The organism is Bacilliculturomica massiliensis, from assembly GCF_900605495.1.
GTDB classification, from domain to species: domain Bacteria; phylum Bacillota; class Clostridia; order Peptostreptococcales; family Anaerovoracaceae; genus Bacilliculturomica; species Bacilliculturomica massiliensis.
In genome coordinates, this window is sequence record NZ_LR027603.1 from 637,955 (window position 1) to 652,714 (window position 14,760).

Here is a 14,760-nt window from a genome sequence, read left to right on the forward strand (position 1 = left end):
AATCCGTGAGAAAGGTGGAACGAAATGTTCGTACTGATTACATACGACGTTTGTACAGAAGACGCCGCGGGCAGGAAACGACTGCGCCATGTGGCTAAGCAGTGTACAAATTATGGGCAGCGTGTACAGAACTCCGTATTTGAATGCGTCATCGATCCAGCGTTGTTCAAAGAACTCCAATATAAACTAGAAAATATTATTGACGAGGAAAAAGACAGCCTGCGATATTATTTCCTGGGGAAAAACTATCAGTCGAAGGTCGAACATGTAGGCGCAAAACCATCCTTCGATGTGGAAGGTATTTTGATTGTCTGATTTGAAAAAACGTTGGATCATCTGGTGCGAATGTCAAGCTCACATAAAAACCCCGGGAGATTCGCACCTGAATTCAGCCCATAGTATCCTGTTTTTTACATGAAGAGAGATGAAATATGTGTAAACGCAATATAAATAAGGGATAATGTCAAGATCGACAGGAATTATTCTTTGTTTTTGCTGTCGGGCTCCGCATGGGGCCCGTGGATTGAAATATCTCCTGTTTGAGCTGTTGGGTACAAAACGGGAGGTCGGGCTCCGCATGGGGCCCGTGGATTGAAATACGCTGCTCGGTACGGTCTCAGATACCTGTAGCCCGTCGGGCTCCGTATGGGGCCCGTGGATTGAAATATGGTGAGGTAGGCAAGGTCATAATTACCATTATGCCGGGCTCAGCATGGGACCCACGGATTGAAATCGGCATAAACACTATTCTCTTTGGGGATTCCAGCTCGGCGCTATGAGGATAATGGGAAAAATATCCTACTTTGATTTTATTTCATCCTTACAGATCCGGAGTGTAACGAAGCGCTAAAGAAAATATCAGGGCGGATCGATCTAGGCGAGATCGATAATCTAATTGAAGAAATACCTGTGATCGATCAATTACAAAAGGATTTTTACAAGGTGATGATAAAGGAACGGAAGGAAATAATCATTGATTACAGCAGGAATCGGCTAACGAAGCTGGAACCTAGTTTTTCACATCGGTAGTGGTTTATCACTACCGATGATCCAATATATTTTTGTGGCTTTTAGATGTCTGCATCACAGAACGATTACTTATGTTGGATCGTCTGTACAGATTCTATTGCAAGATAAGATTTAGAGAACCGGCTTGACCTGGAATGGATGTTCCGATATAGTTAAGTCAGGCGATGAATGGGGCTTGATAAGAATGGATCATAGTTCCAATGATTGGAAATGTATAAAGACGGAAAGGCAAACAAGGATCATCAGCGCCAAGTGGTGGATTGTTTTAAAATGAACAAAAGGTATTAGCGGTGCGAATGTGAAGCGAACATAAAATCTCTGGAAGATTCGCACCTAAAAAATTTTATTTTTATGTAAGATATTGTTTTGAAGCTGGCATGCGATGAGATGAGGACCGTAGGAATTCCGGTGGTATTGCTCGCGGGGAAACATTTTTCTTGCATTTTGCTGTCAGGCTCCGTGTGAGCCTGTGGATTGAAATTGTCGGCTGAAGACGGTGGACACACGAGTTCAGGTCAGGCTCCGTGTGAGCCTGTGGATTGAAATAAATCCCCTTGATAATGATGTGATTAACGGTAATTGTCAGGCTCCGTGTGAGCCTGTGGATTGAAATCACATATCCATGACCCAGTAAACGCCGGTCATAAAGTCAGGCTCCGTGTGAGCCTGTGGATTGAAATTTTTTTGTGTCTGTCACCCAGTACATCTTTGCAGAAAGTCAGGCTCCGTGTGAGCCTGTGGATTGAAATAAGGCATTTGTGCAACGGCTCAATTATCACTGGGGTGTCAGGCTCCGTGTGAGCCTGTGGATTGAAATGGTGTGCTGAACTGGATGGTCTTAAGTGGTCCTGGTCAGGCTCCGTGTGAGCCTGTGGATTGAAATTGTGCAAACATCTGCCGGTTATACGGCACGTCTACGTCAGGCTCCGTGTGAGCCTGTGGATTGAAATATTGTCAACGACGCGGACCGGTCAAAACTCCTGGTCAGGCTCCGTGTGAGCCTGTGGATTGAAATCATTGCGTCGGGCGGAAAGGGCGGAAAGGTCATTGTTAGGCTCCGTGTGAGCCTGTGGATTGAAATGGAGCAGCGAGGAAGAGAGGTCTGATATGGGAGGTCAGGCTCCGTGTGAGCCTGTGGATTGAAATTGTGCAAACATCTGCCGGTTATACGGCACGTCTACGTCAGGCTCCGTGTGAGCCTGTGGATTGAAATGGCGTAAGCACGTGTCGCGCTGAAGGTCTCGCCGTGTCAGGCTCCGTGTGAGCCTGTGGATTGAAATACGTTTAATCTCTGTGTCATAACTTTTCACCCCGTCAGGCTCCGTGTGAGCCTGTGGATTGAAATTGTGCGACGGCGACGATCTGACCGGCTACCGTCGTCAGGCTCCGTGAGAGCCTGTGGATTGAAATCACGATGCTTCCAAGCTCCGTGACGGAGTACCAAACGTCAGGCTCCGTGAGAGCCTGTGGATTGAAATGTGGACAGTATGATATGGTTGCTCAACGAAGGATGTCAGGCTCCGTGAGAGCCTGTGGATTGAAATGCTAGCACCATCCAGCGGCCAGTAAATATTCTCCGGTCAGGCTCCGTGAGAGCCTGTGGATTGAAATATGGTGAGGTAAGCAAGTTCATAATTACCATTATGTCGGGCTCGGAATGGGGCCCGCGGATTGAAATGTCCATAATTATGCTGACGGGTACGGGAAGACGAGCCGGGCTCCGAACGGGGCCCGCAGGTTGAAATCCCGCGTTAAGTGTGTCGCACCATTCCACTTTTATATCAGGTCCCGCATATGACCCGCAGATTGATCCCTTACAGCCCCAATCAAAAAAGTTGAAATAACAGTTCCGGATGACTTCCCGTCATGCATGAAACCCCGCTGCCATCCCAGCCATCCACTGCCTGAGCCGGCGGAGTCCTGTCAGGGTTGCTGCTGCCTGCATTCCCAACTTTGTCTTACCTGCGGTCACCTCGGAGGCCAGGTCTTCAGGTCCGGCCGAACTCCGATCAAGATTGCCGGAATCATCTCTACGGTTTGGTTCGTCCTTGGCGAAAGGAGTCACAGTCAACACTGCAGAGCTACGCCGGAGCCCTGTGTGAAGAATCCATGAAATTTTAAAAACATAATTGCATAGTACAACAAAAAGAAGTATGATTAGTAAGTCGATTAATTATTAGTCGACTTACTTTATTTTTGCTTGAGAACTGTCTCCACAGATGCATGGCACTATCAAGTGAATGAAGTGTTTTGTCTGCAGAAATGGGGAGAGCGCATTGATCAACTCTGTCATGGACATTAAAGCGACCAGAGCACGCGGAAGGTAAACAGTCTTCTCTGTTGCCGTTGATCGAAGGGCGCGGCTGTGCAGTAAGTTTACAGACACGGAGCACTCTGCTATTGTGCGGCGGTCGAATTTTGAATGGGATCTGTGGATCGCTGAAAAAGCTGGAAAGGCGGCTATAAGCGGAACGCAGCCGGGCAATACTAACAAGAAAGCAGAGAATGGCAGACACGATGACTGATACGATGGGAAGAGGATGTTTGAGATCGCAGTTCCCTGTATCGGTGTATGCTGATTCTCAGTCTGGCTCCGCAGGGGGCCCGCGGATTGAAAGCAATAAAGATATGTAAAGTCATCGGAAAGTGTTTGTCGGTCTCTGTATGGGACTCGTGGATTGAAATCGTCCCAATACCAGTACCAGCCCCGATGGACTCCATGCGGGTCCCGCGGTATTGAGATCCGCATATCTTTTGACCTTGCGATCGTGGATCCGCGTCAGGCTCCGCACGGAGTCCGCAGATGGAAATAAGAGGATGGATCTCAGCGAACGAGTCGATATGAAGTGAGGGTCCGCAGGGAACCTGCGTGGTGGAAGTGTTGCGCCTGAACGATGCGGAGTTACGGACGCTTACTGTGTGAGATAGGTGGAACATCGCCCGGGATGGCCGGCGGGATGATTTTCACAAGTCGGAAAGGGAGGGTAGGGTTGATGGATATGATGCTGCAGGCCATGGAGCTGGATATGGCCAATCACATGCTGCAGATGAAATGCAATTTTATGATGATGGAGAGCGGCGGGATCCATCCCGGACAGATCGCGATGCTGATGACGATGAAAAATATCGGGCCGTCGAGCCAGAGGATTCTGGCGAAGAAGATGAATTGCAGTCCTGCGTCCATCGCAGTGTCGGTAAAGCGTCTGGAGCGTGCCGGTCTGCTGGAAAAGCAGGCGGATGAGCAGGATATGCGCACGACGCGGGTGACCCTGACACAGCAGGGGATGGAATTTGCGGGAAAATGTGAAAGTCTGGTGGACAAAGTGGCCTCGCGAAAATACGGGGGATTCAGTGATGAGGACATGGCGCGGCTGAACGATTATCTGTCGAGGATCCAAAAGAATCTGGAGATTTTTTATTCTGAGCTGGCGGGAGAGAAAGAACACAGAGAACGAAAACAGGAATAGGGGGAATGTGGTTTGAAGAAAATGGCTGGATATATGCGGCCTTACGCGGGGGCGTTGGGACTGGCAGTTATTTTTATTATATGTGATGTGATCGCGGAGATCCTGCAGCCTATGCTGATGGCGAAGATCGTGGGGCAGGGAATACAGGCGGGAGATCTGCGTTATATTCTGGTCGTAGGAGGGATTATGGTGGGCCTTGCCCTGATCTCAATTGTTGCCGGGACGATGAATGCGAGATTTTCCGCGCGGGCCGGCGTGGGGTTTGCGGCCGACCTGAGAAAAGGACTGTTCGACAAGGTGCAGAGTTTCTCATTTAAAAATATCGATGATTTCAGCACGGCGTCGCTTTCTACCAGGCTGACAAATGATGTGACGCTGATGCAGAATACGGCGATCATGGGAATGCGGATCCTGATCCGCGCGCCGCTGATGCTGGTATTTGCCATTATCATGGCGCTGCAGATGAGCCGCTCTCTGTCGGGCATCCTGGCGGTGGCCACGCCGGTGCTGCTGGTGTCGGTGGCGATCATCGTCTGTAAGGCCATGCCCATGTTCACGGTGATGCAGAAGAGCATTGACCGGGTGAACAGCAATGTGCAGGAGAATGTGACAAATGTGCGGGTGGTAAAGTCTTTCGTCAGGGAGGAATTCGAGAAGGAAAAATTCGGCGATTCCAACGACACTCTGATGAGGAACTCCATGCGTGCCATGAATCTGGTGATCCTGAATATGCCGGTCATGATGCTGATCATGAATGGATGTATACTGGCGGTGCTTTCCATCGGAGGAAAGCAGGTCATCAACGGTACGCTGGACGTGGCCTCCATGTCGGCTTTCATCAACTATATCATGATGATACTCATGTCACTGATGATGATATCCATGCTCTTTGTCATGCTGACACGGGCCAGCGCGTCTTATAAAAGAATCAAAGAGGTATTGTATACGGAGGTGGATCTGACTGATCCGGCAGGCGGTGAAAAAACGGACGGCGCGGGCCGGAAGATCCGGGGCGAGGTCGCTTTTGAACACGTGTTTTTTCGATACAATCAGGAGGGTGAAGAGAGCGAAGACGTGCTTGAGGACATCAGCCTGACGGCCAGACCCGGCGAGGTCGTTGCGATCATCGGCGGGACCGGAGCTGGAAAGAGTTCTCTGATCCAGCTGATCCCCCGGCTGTACGACGTGTCGCGGGGCCGGGTGACGGTGGACGGCAAGGATGTGAGGGAGTACGATCTGGAGCATCTGCGTGAAAATATCGGCGTAGTCCTGCAGAAAAACACGCTGTTTTCCGGCACTATCGCGGAAAATCTGCGCTGGGGAAATGAAAATGCGACGGATGAGGAAGTCGTCCAGGCGGCCAAAGCGGCGCAGGCTCACGATTTTATCGAAAGTTTCCCCATGGGCTACAACACCTGGATCGAGCAGGGCGGCGTCAACGTCTCCGGCGGCCAGAAGCAGCGGCTCTGCATTGCCAGAGCCATGCTGAAAAAGCCGGCGATCCTCATTCTTGACGACAGTACCAGCGCAGTGGACACAGCCACGGAAAGCCGGATCCGCCAGGCCTTTGACAGGGAACTGGCTCATACGACGACCTTTATCATCGCCCAGCGGATCAGTTCCGTTCAGGAGGCGGATAAGATCGTGGTGATGGACGACGGAAAGATCGCGGGCATCGGTACTCACCAGGAGCTGCTGGCGTCCAATGAGGAATACCGCGAGATCTATGAATCTCAGATGGGGAAGGAGGCGACTGCGTAATGCCGCACAGTATGAAAAGAGGACCGCAGATGGGCGGCGGACCGGGAGCGCGCGCGGCCGCCATGCGGGGAGCAAAACCGAAGGATCTGCGCCAGACATTGAAGGGCCTGTGGGCGTTTCTGCGAAAAAGAAAGATCATGCTGTTTCTGGCCTTTTTTATGGTGCTTTTGAATATCGGCGCGTCACTGGCTGGAACCAGCTATCTGCAGCCGATCATCGATAACTTTCTTCAGCCGGTAAACGCCGATCCCACGATGGCGCAGCGTTTCGCCGGACTTGCCGGCGGCGTGGTGACGCTGGGCTGTATCTTTATGGTGTCGGTGGTGGCGTCCTATCTTCAGAATCGGCTCATGCTGACCGTTTCCCAGAGGACGATCAATGACATCAGAGGTCAGCTGTTCAACCATTTGCAGGGACTTCCGGTGGGGTATTTTGACAGTCACACCACCGGCGAACTCATGAGCCGCTTTACAAACGACGTGGATACGCTGAACGATGCGCTGCAAAACGGACTGACTACGCTGTTTTCCAGCGCCGTGATGCTGGGCGGCATCCTCGGCATGATGCTCTACCGCAGTCTGCTGCTGACAGCGATCACGCTGCTGATCGTCCCGCTGCTGCTGCTCTCCACCGGAAAAGTAATGAAGATCAGCAGCAAGTTTTTTAACGCGCAGCAGGCGGCTCTGGGCGAGGTAAACGGTTACATTGAAGAGATCATGACAGGGCAGAAGGTGGTAAAGACATTCTGTTACGAAGATCGAGCCAGACAGGAGTTCGAGGAGCGGAATCAGCGTTTGCAAAAGGCGGCGCAGACAGCCCAGGGGTACGCGGGCATGATGATGCCGCTGACAAGAAATATCAACAGCGTGGGTTATGCGCTGGTGGCCACAGTGGGAGGGATCCTCACCATATTCGGCAGCATGACGGTAGGAAGTCTGGTGGTGTTTCTGCAGCTGGTGCAGTCATTTGGACGTCCGATCAACGAGGCGTCCAATCAGTACAATTCCATCATCACTGCTCTGGCCGGAGCGGAGCGGATCTTTCAGGTGATGAAAGTAAAGCCGGAGGACGACGGCGAGGAAAAGCAGAAGGGATATCAGCTGGTCCACGGCGAAGGCCGGGATTTTTACTGGCAGAAAGGGGAGCGGCGCATTCCGGTGCGGGGCGATGTGCGCTTTGAGAAGGTAGATTTCGGATATAGTCCGGATAAGCAGATCCTGAAAGAGATCTCACTGTACGCAAAGCCGGGGCAGAAGATCGCCTTTGTGGGCTCTACCGGTGCGGGAAAGACCACGATCATCAATCTGCTGACTCGTTTTTACGATATCAACGGCGGCAGGATCACCGTGGACGGCATCGACATCAAGGAGATCGACAGGGCCGATCTGCGCAACGCCATGTCGGTGGTGCTTCAGGATACCCATCTGTTCACGGGGACCATTTACGACAATATCCGTTACGGCCGGCCGGACGCCACGGATGAGGAAGTGGTGGAGGCCGCCAAGCTTGCCTGTGCGCACGGATTTATCAAGCGTCTGAAACACGGCTACGACACGGTCATCGAAGGAGACGGCGCCAACCTCAGCCAGGGACAGCGGCAGCTTTTGAACATCGCCCGGGCGGCGGTGGCGGATGCGCCCATCCTCATTCTGGATGAGGCCACCAGTTCCGTGGACACCAGAACGGAGCGGCTGATCGAGGTGGGACTGGACCGGCTCATGGAAGGCAGGACCACGTTCGTCATCGCGCACCGTCTGTCCACCGTGCGGAATTCCAACGCTATCATGGTCATGGAGCAGGGACAGATCATCGAGCGCGGCACCCACCAGGACCTGCTGGATCTGAAAGGCCGGTATTACCAGCTCTACACCGGGGCGGTGGAACTGGACTGATATCCGGTGTACGGTGAAGCGGCGCCGGCTCAAATGGAGTGTGAAAGTCATGACGGGCATGGCGGCGATGCTCTGAGATATGCAATATAAAGATCTGGCGTGGGAAGATGGAAAGGAGACCGCAGGGCGACTGGCGGTCTCCTTTATTTTATGATATACTATTTCAGGATCCGGGCAGGATTTCTTCCGTACAGGCGGAAGAAGTCCTGCCGGACAGGAGCGGCGGAAGGCGAAGAGCGGCGCCCGCAGTGAGTTTCAGGGATTCCGCGGGGAACGCAGGGCGCCGCAGAGGATATCGCAGGACGGGCCTGGGCCGAAGAGCCGGGGCCGTGGGAAAGGAGAGGAACGCTTTGGGCCGTGTGGGAAACTGTCTTCAGATGTTGTTCATATTGCAGGCCAGAAACGGCGGCCTGGTCAAGATATCGGAGCTGGCGGACAGGCTGGAAGTGGGCGAGCGGATGATACGGAGTTATCGGGAGGATCTGTCCAAGGCAGGAATCTTCGTGGAAAGCGTCACTGGAAAAAACGGCGGTTACCGCATACCGCCGGGACACTATATGCGGATCCCGGCGCTTACGGAGGCGGAGCGCAGCGCGGTTTCGGACAGCCTGTCGCAGATGTGGGCGTCGGATACGTTTCTCTTCAAGCAGGATCTGCGAAGCGCTGTGGAAAAGATACTGGCCGACCAGCCGGAGCTGGGTCTGCCGGGAAATGGGGGAGCTCACAGCCGGTCCGCGGCGTTTTCGCCGGGGAACGGCGGATCCGGAGGGGACGGACGATTTTTTATCAGCGGCGGCAGGCCGCAGGATCTGGAGAGCGGCAGAAGGAATGTCTATCTTGATTTCAACGCGGCTGTCATTGAAAAATGCGCTCTGCGTATCCGGTATTACTCAAACGGCAGCCAGATCACGGAGCGGGTGATCCGCCCCTACGGGCTGGTGGCTTATCAGAATGCCTGGTATTGTATTGCCTACTGTGAACTGCGCGGTGAAATACGCGCCTTCAAACTGGCGCGGGTCCAGCGCTACGAAAGGCTGCAGGAGCATTTCGCCGTCCCGGAGGATTTCAATATCAAGGAGCACGTGGGAGATCATCATCTGATGAAGGGCGAAAAGATCCGGCTGGAGCTGCAGGTGGATCCGCCTCTGGCCAATCACGTCAGCGAGCGGGTCTGGGGAGAAAACCAGAAGACAAAGCGATCGGAAAACGGCGGCGTACTGCTCAGCGTGGATGTGGAGGATACGCCGGAGCTTTTGGGCTGGATCCTGAGTCTGGGCAAGGCTGCCAGGGTGCTGGGACCCGCCGGCCTGCAGGGTCGGGTCAGCGCGGAACTCAGTGCTATCGCAGAGCATTACCGGTAAAGGAGGGCGGACCTGAACGGAAATTTTACAGAATTCTAATAGTATCTTCATAAACAGATGATACTATAATTTTGAATAGAGAGGTTAGAGCATGAACATGAATATGAGTATGAGGAAAACAAAAATTATCTGCACGATCGGACCGGCCAGCGCCAACAGAAAAACGCTGAAGGAACTGATGCTGGCCGGCATGAACGTGGCGAGGCTGAATTTTTCGCACGGTTCCTATGAGGAGCATCTGGAAAAGATCGATCTGATCAAAGAGGTGCGCCAGGAACTGGGACTTCACGTAGCCATCATGCTGGACACGAAGGGACCGGAGATCCGCACAGGCACCTTTGAGCAGGAGGAAGTGGAACTTCAGGAGGGGCAGGAGTTCACGCTGACTTCCCGGGACGTGCAGGGTACGGACAGGATCTGCAGCGTCTCCTACAAACATCTGGCGGAAGATGTGGAGAAGGGAAGCTGCATTCTGATCGACGACGGACTGATCGAACTCGAAGTGAAAAGCGTTGAGGGCGAAGATATCCACTGTATCGTAAAGAATTCCGGCGTGGTGAAGGATCATAAGGGGATCAACGTGCCGGGTACAAAGGTGAATCTGCCTGCGATCACGGAGCGGGATAAAGCGGACATACGCTTTGGGGTGGAAAATGGGATCGACGCCCTGGCAGCCTCCTTTGTGCGCAAGGCCTCCGACGTGGAGGCGATCCGCCAGGTGCTGGCGGAGTGCGGCGGCCGGGATGTGTTTGTCATTTCCAAGATCGAAAATAAAGAGGGTGTGGACAATGTGGTCGAGATCATCGCGGCCTCGGACGGCATCATGGTAGCCAGAGGTGATCTGGGAGTGGAGATCCCGGTGGAGGAGGTCCCCATCATTCAGAAGAAGATCATCCGCCGCTGCAACTTCGAGGGAAAGACGGTCATCACAGCTACGCAGATGCTGGACTCCATGATCCGCAATCCCAGACCCACCAGGGCGGAGGTTACGGACGTGGCCAACGCCATTCTGGACGGAACGGACGTCATCATGCTGTCTGGGGAGACGGCTTCTGGAAAATATCCGGTGGAAGCGGTGGAGACCATGGTGAATATTGCGCTGACAGCGGAGAAGGCGATCCCCTACGATGAGATCGTGAGAGACCGCAGCTACATGAGAGATTACAGCGTCACCAACGCCATTGGACATGCCACCTGCACCAGCGCTCACGGGCTGAAAGCTACGGCGATCCTCACGCCCACCAGCAGCGGTCATACGGCATTTGTGGTGGCGCAGTTCAAGCCTCAGGCGCCCATCATCGCGTTTACGGACAAGACCAGCGTGGCCAGAAGGCTGTGCCTGTGCTGGGGTACGTGGCCGCTGCTGATCGGGAAATCGGAGCATGAACGCCAGATCTTCGAGGACGCTATCGCTATGGCGAAAGGCCGGGGCCTGATCAAGGACGGGGATACCATCGTCATAACCGCCGGCGTACCGGTGCTGAAGGGCGGAAACACCAACATGATGCGCATCAATATCGTCGGTCAGGAGCTGTAAGAGCGGAGGGGCTCCGATCCCTTTGGATCCTCAGCCGTTTGGCGGGTGCAGGGATCAGACAAAAAAGGGGAAAGATTTGAAGAGGAAGAGAATATGCTTTACAGAGAAAACGTGTTTACGTCTAAAATGGATCCGGAGGTGAGGGAGCGCTACAGTGTCTGCCGCAGGCTGCTGGATACTTCCATCGAGGACAGGCGGACGGCGGACATTTATCACTATACCTCGGCGGAAGGATTTCACAATATTATTTCCAACCGGCAGTTTTTTCTGACGGACGTGGCCTTCCTCAACGACAGCACGGAGATGGCCAACATCATCAATATCTTTCACGATGTGCTGGAGGATCTGACCGACGGGCAGAAGCTGCCGGCGGATTTCGCCCAGGTACTGGAGCCGCTGCTTGACGTGGATGATTTCGGATACCTGCTGTTTGGAAGCGAGGAACCGGATTTTCTGCGCCATTTTGTGCTGGCCTGTTCCTATGAAAAGGATTCTCTGAACCTGTGGAATTACTATACCGGCGGGCAGGAAAACGACGGAGGCTACAACATCGCCTTCGCCAAGGACGCGCTGATCGATTCCTTCACCCGGCTGAATGCGGCGTGCTATGGGGAAGATATGATGCTGTCCCACGGCAGGATCATTTACGATGAACAGGAGAAGCGCCACATTATCGCCCAGTATCTGGTCGGGATCTCCGCAGTGTGGTCGGCGGCCGGGACGGAGCAGAAGAAGCTGCTGCTGGCGGCGGCCAAGTCGACTATGGAATGGCTCAGTATTTTCTATAAACACGAGTGTTTTGAGGGAGAACAGGAATATCGGGTCGTGCTGTCCCTGCCCAATGAAAAGCTGCCCTCCTATCTGAAGAGCAGGTGCGGCGGAAAGGAACGGCTCTATAAGATCCGTTTCACAAACAACATGTTCACGCCGTATGTCAAGCTGGATTTCTGTCCTGAGGATATCAAAGGCGTGTGCATGAGTCCTCTCTGTGAAAAGTATACTACGGAATACCGCATGAGAAGCGGACTGGACCGGGCGCTGGATCCTGCGGGACCGGCCGAGATGAGGGACGTTCTGCAGTACGGGGTTCACGAGTTTCTGCGGATCAACGGATATAAATTAAAGGCGTCGCAGATACAGCGGTCCGAGATCCCGCTGCGGTTCTGACCGAGACAGCCGGACCGGAAAGGCCGGCGGAGACCGGCGCATGTGTGAAAGAAAGTGAGGGAGGCGGCGAATGCTTCTTCCGGGTTATGAGACGATCGCCCACAGAGGGCTGCACAATAAAAAGGAGGGGATTCCGGAGAATTCCCTCCCTGCTTTTCAGAGAGCGGTGGACGCAGGGGTGGCTATCGAACTGGACGTTCATCTGACAAAGGACGGGGAGATCGTGGTGTTTCACGATGACAGCCTGAAACGGATGACTGGATTTGACCGGATCGTGGAGGACTGTACTTGTCAGGAGCTGATCGCCCTGAAACTGGGCGGAACAGAATACGGAATTCCTGTCATGAGCCGCGTTCTGCGTCTGGTGAACGGCAGGGTGCCGCTGCTGATCGAGCTGAAGGACAACACTTTTTCCGGCTGTCTGGCGGAAAGGCTCATGGCGCTGCTGTCGGATTACCGGGGAACGTACATGCTGCAGAGCTTCAACCCATACGTGCTGTACTGGCTGAAAAAGCACGCGCCGCGGGTGAAACGCGGCCAGCTCTCACAGAGAAGTTTTGCCAGAGAAAGAGCAGGATCTGAGGGGGCGGCCGGCCGGCTTTTGGCTGGCCCCAGACAGCTGGCCAGGAAAAAGATCCTGGGCGGCATGTTGTTCAACGGGCTGACTAAGCCGGACTTTATCGCGTACAATATCCACGATCTCAAGCCGGAGGCGGCGAAGAAATGGAGAAAAGACGGCCGGGGGCTGCTGGCCTGGACAGTCCGCACGGAGGGGGATCTGCGCAAGGCCAGATGGCTCTGCGGCGGCGTGATCTTTGAGCGCATGGATCTGTCCGCCGTGAAAGAGAAATAGTCCGGCAGGGGACTCGCAGGGGCGGGTCCTTTTTTTGCGGCGTTTTTGAAACGGTTACATGAGAAAGAGCTGTACTGCGCTCTCCAGCAGGATCAGGGCCATGACGAAGTTGAACGCGCGGTAATACCGATTGATGCAGCGCTGAAAGATGCTGCCCGCCAGCGCCCAGGCCAGCATGCCCGACGCGCCTACCGCAGTGTTGAACAGCGCGGCCAGAAGAAGGACCGGCAGGGAGGACTGCACAGGCATCACATAGCCGGTATAGATCGTGATCGCGTACAGTATGATTTTTACATTGACAAACTGCAGAAAAAATCCTTTGAAAAAAGAGGCGGAGACCTGAGCGCCGTCCTCGGCGGGCTTGCTTCGGGCGATGTGAACGGCCAGCCAAACGATATACAGAGCGCCGATGTATTTCATGACGCCGACAAATCCGTCCAGATAACGGCTGATCTGAAAACAGCCCAGCGCGCAGATCGTCATAACGCAGAAAAAACCGGCGAACATGCCGGCCAGCACAGGGCCGCTGCTTTTCCAACCCCGGCTGCTGCCTGTGTTCAGAGCCAGAATGTTGTTGGGGCCGGGGGTGTAAGCCGTAACGATGGCGTAGGGCAGATAGCTGAGAAAAATACGAAATATCACTTGTGATCACTCTCCTTTACCGATATACTATCATAAATGGATCCTTTGATAAAATCAAAATATTTAATGACAACATTCGATAAAATTGAAGTAATGAGAGGGAGGGGAAAGAGATGGAACTGAAATATCTTCATACCTTTAAGACGATCGTAGAAGAAGGCGGTTTTACAAAGGCGGCTGTGCGGCTCTGCTACACTCAGTCCACGATCACTTTTCAGATGCAGCAGCTCGAACGGGAGCTGTCGGTCCGTCTCTTTGAGAAGATCGGCAGAAAGATGGCGCTGACGAAAGCGGGGGAGAATCTGATCCCCTATGTGAACGAGGTGCTGCTGTCAGTGGAAAAGATGAAAAGCGTCGGCGTGGGACTTTCCGAATGGAAGGAGGAGGTAAAGATCGGAGTTGCGGAGACGCAGCTTTGCTACAATCTGCCCTCTGTTCTGAAGCGCTTCCGAAGTCAGGCGCCCAATACGCGGCTGGTGATCCGCTCCATGAATTGCTACGCCATCCGCGACGCGCTTATCGAAGGGAGCATCGATCTGGGTATCTTTTATCAGGAAGTGGGAGGCTGCAGACCGGCCCTGAGCCTTCACCGGATCGGGGAGTACCCTATGTCGCTGGTGATCTCCCCGGGGTTCAGGGCGGATTTTTCGGAGCCTCCGCAGCTTGCGGATCTGGTCGCGGCGGACCGCCGGCTGAGAGCGCCCTTTATCATCAATGAAGCGGACTGCATATTCCGGCAGATATTTGAACGTCACATGAAGGAAAAAGATATTGTGATGGACCGTATAACTGAACTCTGGAGCATCCCAACCATAAAAAATCTGGTGATGAGCGACATGGGTTTTTCCTACCTGCCCACCTTCACCGTAGAGGAAGAATTGAGGGACGGAAGGCTCCGCGCCGTGGCCACGGAGCTGGACGGCCGGACCATAACGGCAGTCTGCGGTCATCACAAGAATAAGTGGATCAGCCCGCCCATAGAGCTGCTCATCGAGCTGGTGTCAGGGACGCTGCCGGATGAACGGACAGCCGTCTGACGCCCTGTGCCGCC

At 53.8% G+C, this 14,760-nt stretch carries 10 protein-coding genes and 1 CRISPR repeat array; of the genes, 9 read left to right on the forward strand and 1 reads right to left on the reverse strand.

Translation table 11 applies throughout. The features are described from left to right. Positions 1–24 precede the first annotated feature (24 nt). From cas2 to E0E37_RS12355, 8 genes are all read left to right on the forward strand, one after another. Positions 25–315: a CRISPR-associated endonuclease Cas2 gene (cas2, locus tag E0E37_RS12320; RefSeq protein WP_130863333.1), complete on the forward strand. Its 291-nt coding sequence runs from the start codon at positions 25–27 to the stop codon at positions 313–315. A 1,163-nt stretch (positions 316–1,478) separates the two neighbouring features. Continuing rightward, a CRISPR array of direct repeats spans positions 1,479–2,640; the repeat unit is 32 nt; unit sequence GTCAGGCTCCGTGTGAGCCTGTGGATTGAAAT. A gap of 1,382 nt (positions 2,641–4,022) precedes the next feature. After that, entirely contained in the window at positions 4,023–4,496 is a 474-nt protein-coding gene (locus tag E0E37_RS12325) for a MarR family winged helix-turn-helix transcriptional regulator (protein WP_165445338.1), read from the forward strand. 21 nt (positions 4,497–4,517) lie between these two features. Beyond that, positions 4,518–6,257, forward strand: coding sequence for an ABC transporter ATP-binding protein (locus E0E37_RS12330; RefSeq protein WP_330548606.1), 1,740 nt, complete (start codon positions 4,518–4,520; stop codon positions 6,255–6,257). After that, complete coding sequence (locus tag E0E37_RS12335) at positions 6,257–8,149, forward strand: ABC transporter ATP-binding protein (RefSeq protein ID WP_246019720.1); 1,893 nt, start codon at positions 6,257–6,259, stop codon at positions 8,147–8,149. Before E0E37_RS12330 ends, E0E37_RS12335 begins: the two co-directional genes overlap by 1 nt. Before the next feature lie 329 nt (positions 8,150–8,478). Then, positions 8,479–9,510 carry a helix-turn-helix transcriptional regulator gene (locus tag E0E37_RS12340; protein ID WP_165445339.1) on the forward strand — a complete coding sequence of 344 codons (1,032 nt, stop codon included), beginning with the start codon at positions 8,479–8,481 and terminating at the stop codon, positions 9,508–9,510. 91 nt (positions 9,511–9,601) lie between these two features. Next, entirely contained in the window at positions 9,602–11,047 is a 1,446-nt protein-coding gene (gene pyk / locus E0E37_RS12345; RefSeq protein WP_246019721.1) for a pyruvate kinase, read from the forward strand. A gap of 93 nt (positions 11,048–11,140) precedes the next feature. After that, complete coding sequence (locus tag E0E37_RS12350) at positions 11,141–12,214, forward strand: DUF2971 domain-containing protein (protein WP_130863337.1); 1,074 nt, start codon at positions 11,141–11,143, stop codon at positions 12,212–12,214. Positions 12,215–12,284: 70 nt separating this feature from the next. Then, positions 12,285–13,067 carry a glycerophosphodiester phosphodiesterase family protein gene (locus E0E37_RS12355; protein WP_130863338.1) on the forward strand — a complete coding sequence of 261 codons (783 nt, stop codon included), beginning with the start codon at positions 12,285–12,287 and terminating at the stop codon, positions 13,065–13,067. 54 nt (positions 13,068–13,121) lie between these two features. On the opposite strand, the gene E0E37_RS12360 is transcribed toward E0E37_RS12355, so the two are convergent. Then, complete coding sequence (locus tag E0E37_RS12360) at positions 13,122–13,709, reverse strand: LysE family transporter (protein ID WP_130863339.1); 588 nt, start codon at positions 13,707–13,709, stop codon at positions 13,122–13,124. 113 nt (positions 13,710–13,822) lie between these two features. On the opposite strand from E0E37_RS12360, the gene E0E37_RS12365 reads away from it, so the two are divergent. Beyond that, the gene (locus E0E37_RS12365; RefSeq protein WP_130863340.1) at positions 13,823–14,746 is read left to right on the forward strand and encodes a LysR family transcriptional regulator; all 924 of its coding nucleotides are present in this window, start codon (positions 13,823–13,825) and stop codon (positions 14,744–14,746) included. Positions 14,747–14,760: the final 14 nt, after the last annotated feature.